This window comes from Ruegeria sp. D6 (genome assembly GCF_056534365.1).
In genome coordinates this window covers 563,690-582,770 of the sequence record NZ_JBQFPH010000001.1, presented here as the reverse complement: position 1 = coordinate 582,770, position 19,081 = coordinate 563,690, and the positions used below count along the sequence as shown (strand labels likewise).

General features: G+C 57.3%; 19 protein-coding genes. 6 read left to right on the top strand and 13 right to left on the bottom strand.

Annotated elements, in window-relative coordinates; genetic code table 11:
• The first annotated feature begins 83 nt into the window (after positions 1–83).
• Positions 84–1,007, top strand: a complete 924-nt coding sequence (locus tag ACR0A1_RS02880) for a lysophospholipid acyltransferase family protein (protein ID WP_170396406.1) — start codon at positions 84–86, stop codon at positions 1,005–1,007.
• Here the strand turns inward: ACR0A1_RS02880 and ACR0A1_RS02875 are convergent, their stop codons facing one another.
• Positions 1,008–1,709: a DUF1223 domain-containing protein gene (locus tag ACR0A1_RS02875; protein WP_170396404.1), complete on the bottom strand. Its 702-nt coding sequence runs from the start codon at positions 1,707–1,709 to the stop codon at positions 1,008–1,010.
• Between the two features lie 226 nt (positions 1,710–1,935).
• On the opposite strand from ACR0A1_RS02875, the gene acnA reads away from it, so the two are divergent.
• The 3 genes from acnA (at position 1,936) to ACR0A1_RS02860 (ending at position 7,063) form a co-directional block, all read left to right on the top strand.
• Entirely contained in the window at positions 1,936–4,626 is a 2,691-nt protein-coding gene (gene acnA, locus ACR0A1_RS02870) for an aconitate hydratase AcnA (protein WP_480866167.1), read from the top strand.
• 117 nt (positions 4,627–4,743) lie between these two features.
• Entirely contained in the window at positions 4,744–6,246 is a 1,503-nt protein-coding gene (locus tag ACR0A1_RS02865; RefSeq protein WP_170511957.1) for a BCCT family transporter, read from the top strand.
• Between the two features lie 115 nt (positions 6,247–6,361).
• The gene (locus ACR0A1_RS02860) at positions 6,362–7,063 is read left to right on the top strand and encodes an SDR family oxidoreductase (RefSeq protein WP_170396398.1); all 702 of its coding nucleotides are present in this window, start codon (positions 6,362–6,364) and stop codon (positions 7,061–7,063) included.
• Here the strand turns inward: ACR0A1_RS02860 and ACR0A1_RS02855 are convergent.
• The 10 genes from ACR0A1_RS02855 to yajC form a co-directional block, all read right to left on the bottom strand.
• Positions 7,058–7,600: a DsbE family thiol:disulfide interchange protein gene (locus tag ACR0A1_RS02855; RefSeq protein WP_480866165.1), complete on the bottom strand. Its 543-nt coding sequence runs from the start codon at positions 7,598–7,600 to the stop codon at positions 7,058–7,060. The genes ACR0A1_RS02860 and ACR0A1_RS02855 overlap by 6 nt on opposite strands.
• Positions 7,593–7,748 carry a heme exporter protein CcmD gene (gene ccmD, locus ACR0A1_RS02850; protein ID WP_037321536.1) on the bottom strand — a complete coding sequence of 52 codons (156 nt, stop codon included), beginning with the start codon at positions 7,746–7,748 and terminating at the stop codon, positions 7,593–7,595. Before ccmD ends, ACR0A1_RS02855 begins: the two co-directional genes overlap by 8 nt.
• Positions 7,748–8,521, bottom strand: a complete 774-nt coding sequence (locus ACR0A1_RS02845) for a heme ABC transporter permease (protein ID WP_170396395.1) — start codon at positions 8,519–8,521, stop codon at positions 7,748–7,750. Before ACR0A1_RS02845 ends, ccmD begins: the two co-directional genes overlap by 1 nt.
• A gap of 61 nt (positions 8,522–8,582) precedes the next feature.
• Complete coding sequence (gene ccmB / locus ACR0A1_RS02840) at positions 8,583–9,239, bottom strand: heme exporter protein CcmB (RefSeq protein WP_480735850.1); 657 nt, start codon at positions 9,237–9,239, stop codon at positions 8,583–8,585.
• Entirely contained in the window at positions 9,236–9,850 is a 615-nt protein-coding gene (gene ccmA, locus ACR0A1_RS02835; RefSeq protein ID WP_480866163.1) for a heme ABC exporter ATP-binding protein CcmA, read from the bottom strand. Before ccmA ends, ccmB begins: the two co-directional genes overlap by 4 nt.
• A gap of 130 nt (positions 9,851–9,980) precedes the next feature.
• Positions 9,981–10,334 (bottom strand): Mth938-like domain-containing protein, encoded by a 354-nt coding sequence (locus ACR0A1_RS02830; protein WP_170626639.1) that lies wholly within the window; start codon positions 10,332–10,334, stop codon positions 9,981–9,983.
• Positions 10,335–10,344: 10 nt separating this feature from the next.
• Entirely contained in the window at positions 10,345–11,103 is a 759-nt protein-coding gene (locus ACR0A1_RS02825) for a TSUP family transporter (protein ID WP_480866160.1), read from the bottom strand.
• Positions 11,084–12,052, bottom strand: coding sequence for a protein translocase subunit SecF (gene secF, locus ACR0A1_RS02820; RefSeq protein ID WP_170422272.1), 969 nt, complete (start codon positions 12,050–12,052; stop codon positions 11,084–11,086). Before secF ends, ACR0A1_RS02825 begins: the two co-directional genes overlap by 20 nt.
• A gap of 1 nt (position 12,053) precedes the next feature.
• On the bottom strand, positions 12,054–13,715 hold the full coding sequence (secD, locus tag ACR0A1_RS02815) for a protein translocase subunit SecD (RefSeq protein WP_480866158.1): 1,662 nt from the start codon (positions 13,713–13,715) through the stop codon (positions 12,054–12,056).
• A 33-nt stretch (positions 13,716–13,748) separates the two neighbouring features.
• Positions 13,749–14,036, bottom strand: coding sequence for a preprotein translocase subunit YajC (gene yajC / locus ACR0A1_RS02810; RefSeq protein WP_155151194.1), 288 nt, complete (start codon positions 14,034–14,036; stop codon positions 13,749–13,751).
• 192 nt (positions 14,037–14,228) lie between these two features.
• On the opposite strand from yajC, the gene ACR0A1_RS02805 reads away from it, so the two are divergent.
• Both ACR0A1_RS02805 and serS read left to right on the top strand, forming a co-directional pair.
• The gene (locus tag ACR0A1_RS02805) at positions 14,229–15,893 is read left to right on the top strand and encodes a mechanosensitive ion channel family protein (protein ID WP_480438678.1); all 1,665 of its coding nucleotides are present in this window, start codon (positions 14,229–14,231) and stop codon (positions 15,891–15,893) included.
• Between the two features lie 72 nt (positions 15,894–15,965).
• Positions 15,966–17,258, top strand: a complete 1,293-nt coding sequence (gene serS, locus ACR0A1_RS02800) for a serine--tRNA ligase (RefSeq protein WP_480752774.1) — start codon at positions 15,966–15,968, stop codon at positions 17,256–17,258.
• Positions 17,259–17,310: 52 nt separating this feature from the next.
• Here serS and ACR0A1_RS02795 read toward each other — a convergent pair whose 3' ends face one another.
• Together ACR0A1_RS02795 and ACR0A1_RS02790 are read right to left on the bottom strand one after the other, a co-directional pair.
• Positions 17,311–17,907 (bottom strand): helix-hairpin-helix domain-containing protein, encoded by a 597-nt coding sequence (locus ACR0A1_RS02795; RefSeq protein WP_480752771.1) that lies wholly within the window; start codon positions 17,905–17,907, stop codon positions 17,311–17,313.
• Between the two features lie 88 nt (positions 17,908–17,995).
• Complete coding sequence (locus ACR0A1_RS02790; protein WP_170396376.1) at positions 17,996–18,982, bottom strand: fatty acid desaturase; 987 nt, start codon at positions 18,980–18,982, stop codon at positions 17,996–17,998.
• Between the last annotated feature and the right edge of the window lie 99 nt (positions 18,983–19,081).

Sequence of the window (19,081 nt, the reverse complement as noted above, 5' to 3'; positions counted from 1 at the left end):
CGGCAAGGCGCGACCACTTGTGATCGCACGATGGGGCCTGTATGTCTCGTCGCGCAGTTCACAACGCTCAGGTGTCTCTCCCCATGCCCGTCGAAAAGTCGGAACTAAGCCGATTTGAGCTTGGAAAATACTACGTCGCCAACCTGTTTCTGACCGGCGTAATCCGCGGCATGCGCCTGCTGCCATATGAGCGCCGCATCGGAGCGATGGGCGCGATTGTGCGCTGGCTTGCCCCTATTGTCGGGTTTCGAACCCGCGTGCGCCGCAACCTGAAACTCACCTGCCCAGACCTGCCCGAGGCCGAGGTCAAACGCATCTGCCGCGCCGTGCCTGACAATGCCGGGCGCGCGATCATGGAGCATTTTTCAGCCGACGGTTTCATCGAGCGACAAAGCAAGGCCAAAGTATCGGGCTCGGGTGTCGAAGCATTTGATGCCGCCGTGGCGGAAGGGCGTCCAGTGATGATGATCACTGCGCATTTCGGGCACTATCTGGCCGCGCGGGTCGCGCTGCAGGCGCGTAGCGGTAAACCCATCGGCAGCCTCTATCGCCGCATGGCAAATCCATATTTCAACGACATGTATGTCGAGGCATTCTATCAGACCGGGTCGCCCATGTTCGAACAGGGCCGCCGAGGTATGGTCGAAATGGTCCGTTCACTGAAAAGCGGAGGCATCATTGCCATTGTATCCGACCTGCATGCGCATGGTGGTGAGGAGCTGACCTTTTTCGGCAAACCCGCCGTCACCTCGGTGCTGAACGCGGAACTTGCGATCAAATACAAGGCTGTGCTGATCCCCTGCTATGCAGTGCGCCAACCCAACGGGATCGATTTTGAGATCGTCCTACACGACCCGGTCCCGCATACTGATGCCAAAACCATGACCCAGTTCACCAATGACGACCTGGAAGCGATGGTGCGTCAGCACATGGGACAATGGTTCTGGATTCATCGGCGCTGGAAGTCCTGGAGGGGACTGGGGGTCCAGCCAAAGGATATGCCCTGATCACTTAACCCGCGCTGCGGCCACGATCGGACCATGGCCACTGCGCTGGATCAGAACAACGGCAGGCAATTCCGATGACAATGTTGCGGTGAAACTCTGCGGTGTTTGGCCATCCCAGCGGCCGGCAATCTGCCAATTCTCGACCACGTTTGCATAATCCAGATCATGTCCGGCCAATTCGCCACGCCGGATCGAGGTGCGACGCATCGGCGAATACTGCACAATCCGAACATCATAGGTTTCGTCGTCTGGTAACTCGATCGGAACGACATTCATGGATACTTCGTTCGCGGTACGCGTGGCACTGACCTCGGCCTCCGGCGGCGCAGTCAGGTGTGCATCGATTAGCCGGTTCAGTTCAATTGACTTGGCCCCAACCACATCCTGCTGCCCATTCACAACCATCTGCGGCGTGTAGATCATCGTCCGCCCGCCTTCACGTGCATAGGCGCGCTGACGATCGGTGTGGTCGGGATTGGCGTATTCATCTTTCCAGCCAATGTAGTCCCAGTAATCCACATGCAACGCCAGACCGATTACATCATCCCGCTTGGCCAATTCATGCATGATCCGGTCCGCTGGCGGGCAGGACGAGCACCCCTGCGAGGTGAACAGTTCGACCACCACCGGATCATCCTGCGCCTGAGCCGGGGCAGCAAGAAAGAGTGAAACAAACGCGGTCGCAGCGACTGATCTGAGCATGTTTTCTCTCGATAGAGGATGATTGCCTGAAAGGTTTAAGTCGGAACCGAATAAACTGCCAATCAAGGTTTCTTGAGACCTCAGACACAAGCTTTCGACAAAATGTGTGCAATGGTATACAAAAAACCACCCAAACTGCCCGTTGCACCTTGAAACAACTGGTGTGGTAATGCAGATAACCCTTAGCGAAGCCCGTATTCCAAGTCATTTGAGAGGGAGGCCACAGATGCCCATCAAGGTCGGACAGGACACCGCCAAGACACGCCGCAGCCTGAACGTGAATGGCAAATCCATTTCCTATTATTCGATTCCAGCCGCGCAAGAAGCAGGCTTAGGCGATTTTTCGAATCTGCCTGCCGCGCTGAAAGTGGTTCTGGAAAACATGCTGCGGTTCGAAGATGACGGGTTCTCGGTTTCCGTCGATGACATCAAAGCCTTTGCCGAATGGGGTGCCAACGGTGGCAAGAACCCACGTGAGATTGCCTATCGCCCTGCCCGGGTACTGATGCAAGACTTTACCGGAGTTCCGGCCGTGGTGGATCTGGCAGCGATGCGCGACGGCATCAAGGGCCTTGGTGGGGACGCGCAAAAGATTAACCCGCTGAACCCGGTCGATCTGGTCATCGACCACTCGGTCATGATTGATGAGTTCGGCAACCCACGCGCGTTTCAGATGAACGTGGACCGCGAATATGAGCGCAACATGGAACGCTATCAGTTCCTGAAATGGGGTCAGAACGCGTTCAACAATTTCCGCGTCGTGCCTCCCGGCACCGGAATCTGCCACCAAGTAAACCTGGAATACCTGGCGCAGACCGTCTGGACAGACACCGATCAGAGCGGCACCGAAGTCGCTTATCCCGATACACTTGTTGGTACTGATAGCCACACCACCATGGTCAACGGCATGGCCGTTCTGGGTTGGGGCGTTGGCGGGATCGAGGCCGAGGCAGCGATGCTGGGTCAACCGATCTCGATGCTGATCCCCGAGGTTGTGGGTTTTGAACTGACCGGTTCGATGGTCGAAGGCACAACGGGAACTGACCTTGTCCTGAAAGTCGTCGAGATGCTGCGCGAGAAAGGCGTGGTTGGTAAATTCGTTGAGTTCTTCGGCGAAGGTCTGGACCGCTTACCCTTGGCCGATCGCGCAACCATTGCCAACATGGCCCCCGAATACGGCGCGACCTGTGGTTTCTTCCCGATTGACGGCGAGACCTTGCGCTATATGCGCAATACTGGACGCGACGAAGACCGCATCGCATTGGTCGAGGCCTACGCCAAGGAAAACGGCTTCTGGCGCGATGCCGATTACGCGCCGATCTACACCGACACTCTGTCGCTGGATATGGGCACAATTGTTCCTGCGATCTCGGGCCCGAAACGGCCGCAGGATTATGTCGCACTAACCGACGCCAAGGCCGCATTCACCAAGGAAATGGCCGAGACCTTCAAACGCCCGATGGGCAAACAAATAGAGGTCAAAGGCGAAAACTACGGCATGGAATCGGGCAAAGTCGTGATCGCTTCGATCACCTCCTGCACCAACACGTCGAACCCGTATGTGATGATCGGCGCGGGCCTCGTTGCACGTAAAGCCGCCGCGCTGGGATTGGATCGCAAACCGTGGGTAAAGACCTCATTGGCGCCCGGCTCGCAGGTTGTGTCCGCCTACTTGGAGGCTGCGGGTCTGCAGGAAGATCTGGACAAGATCGGCTTCAACCTAGTTGGCTATGGCTGCACCACCTGTATTGGCAACTCGGGTCCGATCCAAAGGGAAATCAGCGAAGCGATTGCCGAAGGCGATCTTGTTGCCACTTCGGTGCTGTCAGGCAACCGCAACTTTGAAGGCCGCATCTCGCCCGACGTGCGCGCCAACTATCTGGCCTCGCCTCCACTGGTCGTGGTCTACGCGCTGGCCGGTACGCTGGACATCGACCTGACTTCGGAACCAATTGGACAGGATCAGGCCGGCAACGATGTCTACATGAAAGACATCTGGCCGACCCAAAGCGAAATCGCCGAATTGGTTGAGGCAACTGTGACCCGCGAGGCGTTCCAGTCGAAATATGCCGATGTCTTCAAAGGCGACGAGAAATGGCAGGAGGTCGAGGTTCCGCAACAGGAAACCTATGATTGGCCACCGACGTCAACGTACATTCAAAACCCTCCCTATTTCCAAGGCATGGGGCCTGAGCCGGGCACGATCTCGAATATCGATGGTGCAAAGGTTCTGCTGATCCTGGGCGACATGATCACCACCGACCATATCTCGCCCGCCGGTTCGTTTGCGACAACGACACCTGCCGGGAAGTATCTGACCGATCGTCAGGTTCAGCCGCGCGAATTCAACTCGTATGGCTCACGCCGTGGCAACCACGAGATCATGATGCGCGGCACCTTCGCCAATATCCGCGTCAAGAACGAGATGCTGGATGGCGTCGAAGGCGGTTATACAAAAGGCCCGGATGGTGAACAAACCTCGGTCTACGAAGCATCGATGGCCTATCAGGAGCAAGGCACCCCGCTGGTCGTCTTTGGCGGCGAACAGTACGGTGCAGGTTCGTCACGCGACTGGGCGGCCAAGGGCACAGCTCTGCTTGGCGTCAAGGCAGTGATCGCCGAGAGCTTTGAGCGCATCCACCGTTCAAACCTGGTAGGCATGGGCGTCATACCGTTCGAATTCACCGATGGTGATACCCGCAAGACACTGGGTCTGAAAGGTGATGAGACCGTATCGATCCACGGGTTGGATTCAGTTGAGCCCTTGCAGGAAGTGCCCTGCACCATCATTTACGTAGATGGTACCGAAAAGACGATCACCCTGAAGTGCCGCATCGATACCGCGCCCGAGATCGAATACATCGAAAACGGCGGTGTGCTGCAATACGTGCTGCGCAATCTCGCAAAAGCGTCATAAATCAGCAGGTTGATATCCAACCTCAGCCCCCGGCCCTGCGCCGGGGGTTTTGTTTTCTGGCCATTTATTCAAAAATCTGAAACTGTTGAGCAAGACAGTCTTCGGAATTTCATCACCATGAAAAAGCCCAACGCCCTATTGGTTTGCTCGCTTAGCGTCATCGCCGTGATCGGGATCTGGGGCGTCGTCGATATCGAAAGCTTGGTGACTTGGGCCAATAGCATCGTGCAACAAACCTTCCACAGTCGCGGTTGGTTCGTGATGCTCGCGGCCTCAGGCATGTTGATCGGGTGTTTGGTTCTGGCCTTTTCGCCATATGGCAAAATCCGTCTGGGCCGGGATGATGAAGAGCCCGAGTTTTCGACCGCCACCTGGATCTCAATGCTGTTCTCCGCAGGAATGGGCGTTGGACTGCTGTTCTGGGCGGTCGCCGAGCCCCTGACCCATTTCAACTTCATCTCGGGCATGGCACCCGATTATGTCGCCGCGCAGCAGGCCATGCTGGCAACAAACTTCCATTGGGGCCTGCACGCATGGGCGATTTACGGTTCGACCGCGCTGACCATTGCTTATTTCAGCTTTCGGCGCGGGACAGGCATGATGGTCAGTGCACCGATCAAAAGCCTGTTCCCAGGAGAACGCTGGGCCGAGCGGGTCGGGTGGCTGTCGGATTTCATGGCCATTGTTGCAATCTCTATCGGTGTTGGCGGTTCAATGGCCATGGGCGTGTTCCAGGTTGCGGACGGGATTGCGGTTCTGGGTGGCCGGGAAACGGTTGGTGCCCTTTTGATCAGCGTTGTTTTCCTGGCGATGGTCGCAGCCTACATCCCTGCTCTGTTGATCGACCTTGGCCAAGGCATGGCGCGCTTGTCAAATGCGGCAATGCTGATCGCGATCTGCCTTGTGGCCTATACAGTGGTCCTCGGCCCCACCGAGTATCTATTGAATACCGTGGTTCAAGGGTTCGGCGATTACGTCACCAATGTCATCCCTCGGGGCTTTCAGACCTTCACCTTCTTCGGCGATGACGTCACCAAATGGTTCAGCGACTGGACCCTCACCTATATGGTCTGGTGGATCGCCTGGGGACCTTTTGTTGGTGTGTTCGTCGCGCGTATCTCTCGCGGTCGCACGATCCGGGAATTCGTGATCGGAGTACTCTTTGCGCCAACGCTGTTCTCGATCCTTTGGTTCGGTGCCTTCGGCGGCATCGGTCTGTTCGAGGCGCTCAACGGTGCCGGAGAACTGCTGGCCTATACGCAAACAAACATCGAGCGTGTGACCTTCGCCCTGCTCGACCGATTGCCCTTATCGCAGATCACAATACTTGCAACCGTAGCAGCGGCGTTTCTGTTCATCGTAACCAGCGTTGTAAGCGCGGCCTTTGTGCTGGGTACATTCTCGTCCCAGGGGGATGAAAACCCGCCCCCGCGCGTGCGGCTGATCTGGGGTGCATTGCTGGGCTTGTTGAGTGTCGCGATGATCCTGTCGGGCTCGGTGGAATCGGTCAAAGTCCTGATCTCACTCGGGGCGCTGCCCTTTGTGTTCATCTCGGTTCTGCTGATGGTCTGCCTGTTCCGAGGGCTACGAGAAGAGGGGCTGAGCCATGCTGATCGGTGATCTGACGGATACGCTTATGAATCTGACCACTTTTGCATTCATCGGCGCGATGATCTGGATTTTGGTCCGTAAGTAACGGCTTGAATCCCAGCCATTTTACCGATTTCCTACGATTATGGACAAAGTTGCATTGATAACCGGCGGTGCACGCGGAATTGGGCGTGCAATCGTCGAAGACCTCAGCCGTGATCACCGCGTCGCGTTTACTTGGTTGTCGAGCAAACCCACGCCCGAGCTACTGGGTGGGGATGTTCTGGCCATACGCTCCGATCTATCTGCGCCCGACCAGCCGGCTAGCGTGATTTCGCAGGTGATCGAGAGGTTTGGAAGGCTGGATGTGATCGTCAACAATGCCGGCCTTGTGAAATCTACCCCCAAAGAGGAATTTCGGGCCGAGGACCACCGCGCCATTCTGGATTTGAACCTGCTGGTCCCTGCCGCATTGTTGGCTGCTGCGCTACCACATTTGAAACGCGACGCCTCAATCGTCAGTATCTCATCTATGAACGCGGTCTTGCCGCCTCGGGATGCGGTGACCTATGGGGCCAGCAAAGCCGCCCTGAATCTATGGACCCACGCCATGGCAAAGGAGCTTGGGCCAAAGGGGATACGCGTTAATGCAGTCGCGCCGGGTGCGATCAACATCCCCGAAGCGCCCCGGTCCGAGGAGTTGACCGCGCTGTTTGTCAAAGAAACCGCTTTAGGTCGCGCGGGAAAGCCCGAGGATATCGCCAAAGTCGTCAGGTTTCTGGCGTCCGATGCCGCATCCTTCATCACTGGTGAGGTTCTGGGCGTCACCGGTGGCTATCGCTTATGAGCCACCTGTGGCTTTCTCAAGTGCTGGGCGGATCGTGCTTTCGATCACCCGCTGAGTGACCGGACCAGCCCAGCGCAGGATGATCGTGCCCTCACCGTCGATCACATAGGTTTCGGGCACACCGTAGACGCCCCAGTCCAGCCCCATGCGGCCCTGTTCATCCCGACCGATACCGGCATAGGGATCGCCCAGTTCGGCAAGAAATCCTTCGGCGTTGTCCAGTTGATCTTTGTAGTTGATACCATAGACCGGGATACCCTCGTCAGACAGAGCCTGCAGATTGGGGTGTTCGACGCGGCATGGTGCACACCAACTGGCCCAGTAGTTGACCAGCTTGACCTCGCCATCACGCAGTGTGGCATCATCGAAGCCCGGTTTGCCCGCGAACTCGGTCAGTACAACCGGCGGCGCTGGCTGACCCTCGCGCGCCGAGGGCAAGGCGTTAGGATCGTCGCGGAACATGCCGATGCCCGCGAGTACAGCGAAGGCGCCGAAAATCAGCGGAGGCGCGATCATCAGGGGCGAAATCTTAGCCATTGCGTGACATCCTTTGTTCAACCTTCTCCATCTCGGCCCGTACTTTACGGCCCCGGATCACGCTGAAACCCACCAATGCGATCAGAAGTCCGATTGACACGACATAGGACCACAAGACGGTATCGGCATATTTTCCAAGATCAGGCATCACCCGCTCACCCTTTCACGCGCCATAAGCGCCTTGGTCCGGCGGGCGCGAATTTCTGTGCCCGTACGATAGAAGACCAGCGCAATGAACAGCAGTACAAAGCCGATGATGCAAAGCAGCAGTGGATAGAAGTAGATATTGCTTACCTTCTCTTCAGTATCCGTGCCTGTGATCGCCCCGGCGCGCATCACCGAAGCCCCCTGATGCAGCCCCTGATTCCAGAAATTCACGGCATACCGGCTGAGGAACGCAAAGACCGAGCCCACGAGGCAAAGGACCGAGGTCAGGTCCGCCGCTGTATCCGGATCTTCGATCGCTTCCCAAAGCGCGACATAACCTAGATAGAACAGGAACAGGATCAGGAACGATGTCAGGCGCGGGTCCCAGGCCCACCATGTCCCCCACATAGGCTGCCCCCAGATCGCTCCGGTGGCCAATGCGATCAGCGTCATCACGATGCCGATGGGCGCAGCGGCGCGGGCAGCCAGCGCACTGACATGGTGGCGACGCACCAACCAGACCAGCGAAGTTGCCAGCATCATCAGCCAGCAATTGATCGCCATCAACGCGGCAGGTACATGCAGGTAGATGATCTTTACGGTCGAGCCTTGCTTGTAGTCATCCGGGGTGAAGAAAAAGCCCCAGATCAATCCGACGACCAGACAAAGACCTGAGCTGATCCAGAAGAACGGAAGGACCCGTTCGCTGGTCGCGAGGAACTTACGCGGGTTGGCGTATTCCCAAAGGGCATTGGCTTTGGCTGCGATTGTCATGGGCTCTATCTAGTCCGAGTCGGCGTGGTTCTCAATTGACCTCAGTCAAGCTTTGTGGCCATCACCTAAGATTGATGCGCAGTACCGCTGCGCTGGCAAAGGGTAAAAGTGCGACCGTTGCGGCGGTAATCCCTGCCAGCATTAGCAGGGGCGTTTGCGTCTCCATGCCTGTCGCACCGCGTCGGGCGACCTCGGCTCCGAAAATCAAAGTCGGCACGTAGAGCGGCAAAACCAGAAGCGACAGTAGCAGACCGCCCCGTTTTAGACCAACAGTAAGGGCCGCGCCAAAGGTGCCGATAACGCTCATCGCCGGAGTACCGAGGAGCAGTGAGATCACTAGCCACGAAAACCCGGGTACAGGCAGGTTTAGCAACACGCCTAGGAACGGCGCGGCCAGAACCAGCGGCAATCCGGTGGTTAGCCAATGGGCTAGCGCTTTGACGGTAACAACTGATTCCAACGGAAGCGGCGCGGTCGCGAGCAGATCAAGCGAGCCGTCTTCCCAATCCAGCGCCAGAAGGCGATCAAGTGACAGCAGACACGCCAAAAGCGCGCCCAGCCAAAGAACACCCGGTGCGATGGTCGAAAGCAGCGAAGATTGCGGGCCAACCGAGAATGGCACCAGAACGGTGACGATCAGGAAGAAAGCAAGACCGAGACCAAAGCCACCCCCCGCACGGAAGGACAATTTTAGATCACGCAGCAATAAGGCGATCACAAGAAACCTCCGTCGAAATCGTCGATGGGCTTGGGCTTGGCCTTGTTGGGGCCAACGTCCAGAACCTCTCCGTCCAATCCAAGATCAATATGGGTCGCAATCAGGGCCGAACCACCCTGCCCCAGATGCGCGCGCACGGCATCCGCAAACATCTGCACGGCGTGACGATCCAGCGAGACCGTCGGCTCGTCCAGCATCCAGATCGGGCGGCCAGTAACCAACATACGCGCCAATCCCAGACGCCGTTTCTGCCCCGCCGAAAGGTTGCCCGCATGGCGGTCAGCCAACTCGTTCAGTTCAAACGCATCAAGGGCGTGCTGGATATCACGGGTGCCAAAGACCGACGCCCAGAAGTTGAGGTTTTCGACAACGGTCAGGGTCGGTTTTAACCCGTCGGAATGGGACGCGTATGCGATCTGGTCTTCTGCCCCGTCGATTTGCCCTGTCAGTGGTGGTTGCAGGCCCGCAAGCGTACGCAGTAATGTTGTCTTTCCGATTCCATTCGGCCCCCGCAGGATCAGTGCCCTTCCTGCCTCAAGCGAGAAGCTCAGCCCTTCGAGCACGGGAACTCCGCCGCGTGCGATGGCCAGATCGGTTACCTTTAAAGTCATGAAGCCCGCTTAGCGGATTGTGCGTGTGGGCAAAAGGTCGGAATTGCCGCAGAGCGGCCGGTTGGATCGCAGTGAGGGGCCAGCCCCTCACACTCCCCGGGATATTTTTAGCCAGAGCAAGAACAGATCCTCAGACCGGGATCAGCGCAAGCGCAATGCGGCGGCCTTCGGAAAGCAGCACGTTGTAGGTGCGGCAGGCCGCCGGAGAGTTCATGATTTCGACACCCAGACCTGCCTCTTCCAATGTGGTGCGCAAGTCGGCTGGGATGTGGGTCAGTTCTTTGCCCGTACCGATGAACAGAACATCGACGTGTTCGGACAAGGCCAGCAGGGTCTGGGCGTCGGAGTAACCCGCCCAAGCCGATGTACCGGTGGGGCCGGTCAGGACTGCCCCATCATGAACTTCCCCGCCTATCCGAAAGAACCCGGGGCCATAGCCATCAACCGGCTGAGCGTTTGTATATGTGATCTCGTTCAGGCGCATGTGCAGGGTTCTAGCCCCAAAACGGCAGGCCGGACAAGGCCGCTGTTGCAATCACCAGATAGGCTGCGGCGCGGTAGATGTTCTCGTACTCGGGTCGGAACATCCAGCCCCCCAGCCAGTTGCCCGCGATGTTGGGAACCGCAAGCGCAAGGCCCAATCCGATGCTCGCGATCGAAAGACGCCCCATCCCGCCAAGATATCCGAGGATCAGCAAATCGAAAGCAAACAGGAACAGCAGGATCGTCGCGCGGATGATCTCAACCGGTAAGGGCCGTGACATATAAAACAGGATGACGGCAGGCCCCGGTATCCCGGCTACCCCGCCAAGTAGCCCTGCAGCCCCGCCGATCGCAGCAACCATGCCACGCGATACCGCTCCCCGGTAGCGCAGACCAAAAATCAGAACGGCCAGCATCGACAATGAAATCAGGCTGACGATATAGCGAAACACTTCGGGATCGGTCCGGGTCAGCAGCCATAAGCCAACCGGTAGAAGTAGCGCGCACCCGACCAAAAGGCGCATCAGATCTGCCTTGTCAACAACCGTCCATGCGCGGCGCAGGTTCGGGATCGGGCCAAATATGTCCATGACCGTCAGCGCGATGATGGCACCGAAGGGGCCAAGATACGGGCTGGCGATGGGCAGGAAGATCAGGGCCGTCCCAAAGCCGGAGAACCCGCGCACGATGCCCCCAACAAAGGCGGCGAAAATAATAACGGCCAGACCGGTTGGGGTCTGGCCGAAATACTCAGGCATCAATGTTGGCAAACTGGTTGCCCGCCGTATTCGACGGCTTCGACCAGTCGCGCTTGACCCCCAGCCACAGCAGGATGGTCGAGGCCACGAAGACCGACGAATAGGTCCCGACGATCACGCCCCAGATCATCGCGAAGACAAAGCCTCGGATCACGTCTCCGCCCAGTACATAGAGCGAGATCAGCGCCAGCAGCGTGGTCACAGAGGTCATCACCGTCCGGCTGAGCGTTTCGTTGATCGAGATGTTCAGCACCTCTTTGAGGTCTTTCTTCTTATACTTCCGCAGGTTTTCGCGAACCCGGTCGAAGACGACCACGGTGTCGTTCAGCGAATAGCCGACGATAGTCAGTAGAGCGGCGATGATCGCCAGGTCAAAACGGATTTGTAGTTCCGAGAAGATGCCGATTGTCAGGATCACGTCATGCACCAACGCGGCGACCGCCCCGAGTGCGAACTGCCATTCGAACCTAAGCCAGATATAGACAAGCACTGCGCCAATCGCCAAGGCGACCGCAATGACCGCGGTCTGGATCAACTCACCCGAAACCTTGGGGCCAACCGATTCTACCGAGACGAACTGGATATCCGGCGCGGCAACGGTCAGCGCTTCTTCGACGGCTGTGACGGTTGCGGCCGCCACAGCTTCGGCCCCGTCCTGTGCCTGAATGCGGATCATCGCGACGTTTTCATCGTCGCCAAAGGTGGGATCAAAAATCTCGGTGATAGTCACATCGCCAAGCTCTAGCGGCGCGATGGCGTCGCGATAGGCGCCGACGTCGATCTCTTGCGCGCTTTGGGTCCGAATCGTGGTGCCGCCGCGAAAGTCGATGCCGAAGTTCAGCCCTTGCAGCAGGAATGACGTGAATGCGATCACCATCATCAAACCCGAGATGCCCAGCCAGACCTTCCAACGGCTAAAGAAATCGAACGAGGTGTTTTGGGGTACGAGTTTCAGTCTCATGTCAAACCTCGATCGTTTTCGGACGGCGGCGTTCGAACCACATCACGATCATCAGACGCGTCACAAAGATCGCGGTGAAGACCGAGGTCAGAATACCCAGACCAAGCGTAATGGAGAAGCCGCGCACGGGACCACTGCCCATGGCAAACAGGATGGTTGCGGTAATGAACGTGGTCACGTTTGCGTCCAGAATGGCCGAAAGCGCTTTTTCGTATCCCAGCTCGATGGCACGCGCCGGACCTTTGGCAGATTTCAGCTCTTCGCGGATACGCTCGAAGATCAGCACGTTGGCGTCAACTGCCATGCCGACGGTCAGCACGATACCCGCGATCCCGGGCAAGGTCAGCGTGGCGCCGATCAGTGAGAGCAGGCCAAACAAAAGCCCCACGTTCAGGATCAGCGCAATATTGGCGAAGATGCCGAACAGGCCGTAGCTGAGAGCCATGAATACCAACACGGCGACAAAGGCCACGATTGTCGCGACTTTACCTGCGTCGATACTGTCCTGACCCAGCTCAGGGCCGATGGTGCGCTCTTCCAGGAAATCCAGACCTGCAGGCAAGGCACCTGCGCGCAGCAGAACGGCCAAATTGGTGCTTTCTTCAACTGTGAAGTTGCCAGTGATGATGCCCGAACCACCTGGGATATGGCTTTGGATTACAGGGGCCGAGATCACCTCGTCATCCAGGACGATAGCAAAGGGTGCGCCAATGTTTTCCAGCGTGTAATCGCCGAATTTGCGCGCGCCAGAGGTGTTGAACCGGAAGCTGACCGCAGGGCGGCCGTTCTGGTCGAAGGATGGCTGCGCGTCGACCAATTCTTCACCGGTCACGACGGGTGCGGCGTCCAGAGTGTAATACACACCATCTTCATCGATCGATGGCACAAGCTTCTCGCCAACTCCCGGAACGGCATCCGGGTCAGTCCCGCGTCCAACGACAGGATTGAACGTCAACTGTGCCGTCGTGCCGATAATCTCTTTGAGCTCCCCAGCGCTGCCGATGCCGGGCACCTGAATCAGGATACGATCAGCGCCCTGACGCTGGATCGTTGGTTCGCGTGTGCCAACCTCGTCGATCCGACGGCGGATGATCTCAAGGGACTGGCGCACAGTACGATCATCCGAAGCAAGCTTTTCGGCCTCGGACAGTTGGACAACGATAGTGTCCCCCTCAGCGCGGGCCTCTATATCTGTTGCCCCTGCCCCGGTCAGCGTCTGCACCTGTCGGGCCAGACCGCGCACAACCTCTAATGCGCGGGACATGCCCTCGGGTTGGCTGATGCGCACGCGAATCTCGTCAGGCGCCGAATCCTGACGACGGATCGTGCCGACCGTCGCGCGTTCATCACGCAGCGCGTCGCGGATTTCGGGCCACATCGCCTCCATCCGGGATTCGTAGACATCATCAACCTTGACCTCGGCAAGCAAATGCGCGCCGCCGCGCAAGTCGAGCCCGAGATTGACCAGAGACGACGGCAGCCAGTTCGGCCATTGCGCGGCCTCGGCCTGCATTTCAGGTGTATCAATGCCCAGCTCAATCGCAGCCTTGGCATCGTTAGATTGTTCTACGCGCGTATAAAACGCATTCGGCAGGGCAAGGAACAGACCGATCACACAGACCGACCAGATCAGAACCCGCTTCCAGGAATCAATTTGCAGCATTACCCTGCCTTTTCAAGGAATTGTCGCGCGAAGTTACTTCGCAGGTTCGGTCTTGTTCAGAACCTGAGCGATGGTCGATTTGACCACGCGAACCTTAACGCCCTCGGCGATCTCGACTTCGATCTCGTTATCGCCTTCCTTGACCTTCGACACCTTGCCGATCAGCCCGCCTTGGGTGACAACCTGATCGCCCCGGCGCACGGCTTCGACCATGGCCTGATGTTCCTTCATCTTTTTCTGCTGCGGACGGATCAGCAGAAAATACATAATCGCGAAGATCAGGATCAGCGGGAGAAACTGGGCGATTGCGCCACCTTCCATGGGATATTCCTTTGTTCTGATGATGCAGAGAGCTCTCTGCAAAGTTTGCGGGAACCTATGCTTTGAAACATGGGTTTGCAAGCAAACCTGGCCCCATTTCGACCATCGGGTTCAAAGGTTTGCTGCCGGACGTTGCAGATATGTTCTAGGCAGACCCTTCCAGTCAGATATAGTCCTGTGGCAGGAGGCCTAATGATTCAATCAATCCAGACCCTTGGCGCATTTGTTCGCCTGATGCTCGTGACAACCTGTATAGGTCTTTTGGCGTCGCCCGTATGGGCACAGAACGCCACTAGCGAAGAGCCTGCTATAGAAGACACTGAATCAGAGATTTTTCAGGCTCCGGTTATCGTTGACGGCGACACCTTGTTTCACCTGCGCGGCTCCAGCGCGCTGCCCGCTCCGGAACGGGCCGCGAGTGTACAGAACAAGATCATCGAAATCGCCGAGGCCTCAGACGCCGAGCAGGTCTCTATAACCTTCGAGGACTCAGAGTTCGGCATTCGAATCTTTGCCGATGGTGTTCAAGTTTCGATCGTGACCGATGCCGATTCCGAGCTTGAGCAGATGGACTTGAACGTTCTCAGTTTGTTGCACGGCGACGCTATTAAACAATCCATTGAAAGCTATCGCGCAAACCGCACCGAACAGGCGCGTGTTTCGGGTGCCATCGAAGCCTTAGCATGGACAGCTGGATTCGCGCTTTTTGTCGTCGTTATCCTGTGGCTGCACCGGCGCATTCGCCGCCGTACGCTGAAACTGGTCAAGCGTTACCTCAAGGATGTCGAAACCGCGACCGCAAAAAGCGTTCAGGCCGAGGCCATCGCCGCGTTGATCCGGTATGCTCTGAATTTTGTCCTGCTGGTGATCTTTTTCCTCGGCTTCTACTACTACCTTTCCTTCGTTCTGCTTGCCTTTGCCGAGACGCGCTATTTCGCGCAACTCCTGCTGACCTACTTGACCGAACCGGTCCTGCTAATCTTCAAAGGCATCCTCAGCTACATCCCAAACCTGATCATGTTGATACTGATCGCATGGATAACGCTGTATATTATCCGGGGCATGCGTGTGTTCTTTGACGCCGTCGAGGCGGGAACCTTTGACATGGGCGATTTTGAAAGCCACTGGGTGAACCCGACCTTCAACATCGCCCGCGTCGTCGTTATCCTGATCGCTCTGGTCTTTGCTGTCCCTTACATCCCCGGGTCAGACTCGGCGGCGTTTCAGGGGCTGACGATTCTGGTTGGTGCCATGCTGTCGCTGGGCGCAAACTCGGTCGTGTCGAACATGCTGGCGGGGCTCTTCGTGATCTATCGCCGCTCAACTTCGATCGGGGATCGGATCCAGATCGGGGAACATATTGGCGATGTGGTGCAGATCAAGCTGATGGAGACGCACCTTAAGTCCATCAAGAACGAACTGATCTCGATCCCGAACGCCCAGTTGATGAATTCGGACGTGGTGAATTTCTCGAAGAGAACCGACGGTAGCGGGTTGCTGCTGCACACGACCGTAGGCATCGGGTACGAAGAGCCACCCGAGAAAGTTGAGGCAATGCTGATAGAAGCCGCCCATCGCACCAAGGGGATCAAGGCAAAACCCGAACCCTTTGTTTTATGGACCGCATTGGCCGATTACGCGATAAACTATCAGATCAACGGTTATACCACGCGGGGCAGTATCATCCCGAAAATCCGCTCGGACCTGCATCGCAACATTGTGGCCGTGTTCAATGAGAATAACGTGCAGATCATGACACCTTCGTACATGGCCGACCCGCCCGAGCCGAAAATCCCAACCGAAGAGTGGGATGGCCATTTGGCGCATGAATCCCACGAGGAATCGGATAAGTCGTAACCGGTGCTACACCCTGCCATTCAGATGGTGCATAAGCGGATTCAGTGATTCACGCAGTTAAGGATCTGAACCATGCACGACATCCGCGCCATACGCGAAAACCCAGCCGCCTTCGACGCCGCCCTTGCGCGCCGCGGGGACGCGCCGGTGTCGTCAGACCTGCTGAGGCTGGACGAAAGCCGCCGCGCCAAGATTCTGGCTGCTGAGACAGCTCAGGCCGAGCAGAACAAGGCCTCCAAAGAGGTTGGCGCTGCCAAAGGGCGCGGGGATGAAGCTGAATTCGAACGCCTGCGCGCTCTGGTCGCCGAGAAAAAGGCCGAAGTGGCCCGGATGCAGACCGAAGCCAAGGATCTGGATGCTCTGCTGACCGACCAGCTGATCCGCATCGCCAACCTGCCTGCCGAGGATGTGCCCGAAGGCGCGGATGAGAACGACAATGTCGAGATCAACCGCTGGGGCACACCACGCGAATTGGATTTCGCGCCGAAAGAGCATTTTGAAATCGATGCCGTTCAGAATGGCATGGATTTTGAGACGGCTGCCAAACTCTCCGGCTCGCGCTTTGTGCTGCTTTCGGGCGGCGTCGCGCGCATCCACCGCGCTTTGGCGCAGTTCATGCTGGACACCCATATCAATGAGAACGAGCTGACCGAGGTCAACGGCCCGGTTCTGGTTCTCTCGGAAATGATGCAGGGCACCGGCCAGTTGCCGAAGTTTGGAGAAGACAGCTATCAGACCCGCGAAGGCTGGTGGCTGATCCCGACTTCCGAGGTTTCACTGACCAACATCGTCAACGACACGATGATCGAGGAAAGCTATCTTCCCCGCCGCTATACCGCCCATTCCCTGTGCTTCCGGTCCGAGGCTGGATCGGCGGGCAAGGACACACGCGGGATGCTGCGGCAGCACCAGTTCGAAAAGGTCGAGATGGTCTCGGTCACCCATCCGGACAAGTCGGATGATGAACAGAAACGTATGCTGCGCTGCGCCGAAGGCATTCTTGAAAAGCTGGGCATTCCCTATCGCACCGTGATCTTGTGCACCGGCGACATGGGCTTTGGTGCACGACGCACTTACGACATCGAGGCGTGGCTGCCGGGCCAAAATACTTATCGCGAGATCAGCTCGGTCTCGACATGCGGGGATTTTCAGGCGCGCCGCATGAATGCGCGCTTCCGGCCAGAGGCCGGGGGCAAGCCAGAATATGTCCATACCCTGAATGGTTCGGGCCTGGCCGTGGGGCGCTGCCTGATAGCTGTGTTGGAAAATGGTCAGAATGCGGATGGGACGGTCACCCTGCCCGAGGTTCTGGCACCCTATCTGGGCGGCAAGCTAACCCTTCAGACCAACGGCACGCTGACATAAAAAAACCGGCGCATTTAGGCGCCGGTTTCCGATCAGACAAGGCGGAGAAGTATCACTTCTTCGCCTTTTTCTTATCTTTCTTCTTTCCGGGCTTCTTGTCGGACTTCTTCTTGTCAGACTTCTTATCGTCCTTCTTTTTGGCGTCCTTTTTCTTAACGTCTTTTTTGGGCTTCTTGTTTTTCTTACCCTTCTTGGACTTTTCTTTGACCTTTTCCTTAGCTTTGGAAAACACCGCCTCCATTTCAGACTTCTTCTTGGCCGCCTTTTCAGCCTTCGCCTTGGCTTTCGCCTTTTTCTTTGCCTTGGCCTCGGCAGCGGCCTGTTCTGCCGCCGCGCGCTCCTTTGCCGCCTTACGCTCGGCCTCGGCCTTGTTCGCAGCCGCATTGCTTTTGGCTGTCGCGCGCTGCACAGCCGATTTCCGCTCGGCAGGCTTGCGGATGGCAGCGCGGGGCGCGGGCTTGGGCTTGGCATCAACGACTTCTTTCGCAGCCGCGATCAGCTTAGCTGCGCGGGTGGAACCGACGCGCGGGGTGCCGGACAGATCTTCCGGTTTGGCCTTGGCAATGGCTTCTGCTGTTTTGTAGCCCTTTGCATTAAAGGCCTTTGCCAGCGCTGGCCCTACGCCACGCACCTCGGTAACTGCGGTCATTTCGTTTCCTTTCGTTAACTCCCCCAGATTGTAAACGCACAGCACATACGTTCCTGAGAGAGCGCCAATTCAAGAATTAGATAGGAGGTTACCCGCTTTCGGCCAGGCGATGGCCTGCAGTTCGGCTGGGAAATGGGACAAGTCTTTTGGCGTCTTCATCCCATAGTTTCAGATTCAGCGCCGCCACTGCCTCGGGAAACTTGATCCGTCGCGGTGTGTATTCTGGCGGCAGGTTATAGTGGCACGCGCGCAGCCGGTAAGATGGGATGCGCGCATTGAAATGGTGGATGTCATGCAATGTGATGCAGGCCACCGCATTATCGAACCACCAGCCGAAATCCAGCGCCGAGGACCCCTCCAACGCAGCCAGCTTCGGATCCAGTTCGGGGCGGCGATCCCAGTAGGTGTCTTCGAAATTGTGCTGCAAATACACCAGGAACACCCCAAGCATCCCGCCCAGCAGCGAAAACACCAGCCAGACCAGAATGCCGGTGGCACCGGCGATCAAATACAGCAGCCCCAAAAACACAACAATCGAGAGGTTGTGCAGCACCACGCCCATCACGCCGAACCGCACAGTGTTCTTGGGCCAGCGATAGCGGATGAAGTATGTGAATAGCGCGCCAACCGGCACCAGAATGAAGGGATTCCGATACAGTCGGTAAAACAAACGCTTTTTCCAATCCGCCTCGTTCCATTCACGCAGCGTCATGGTGTGGATTTCACCGGTCTCGCGATGCTCGAGGTTGCCGATTCCGGCGTGATGCAGATTGTGGTTCTGCTTCATCACCTCGAACGGGGCAAATGTGAAGGGCGATAACCCATGGCCAGCCCATTCGTTCTGCTCGCGCGTTTCAAACAACGAATGGTGCCCGCAATCATGCTGCAGGACATAGAGACGCACGGCAGAGAAGGCAAAAACGATCCCGGCCGGGATCATGATGTACCAGCGGTCGACATAGGTGATCGCCAGTGTAAGCGATGCGAAATACACCGCGAATGTTCCGAAATAACTGAGCGCGGCAAGCTTGTTGTCCTGCACCGCGTATTGTCTTGTATATTCTCTCAGATCCATCACGCCCGCTCCCCACGGAGGTCCGACCAATCACAAATTCAAAATTAAGTGCGGAGATCCCGCAAACAAGCAGCACGTGCAAAACAAATGCACGTGCTT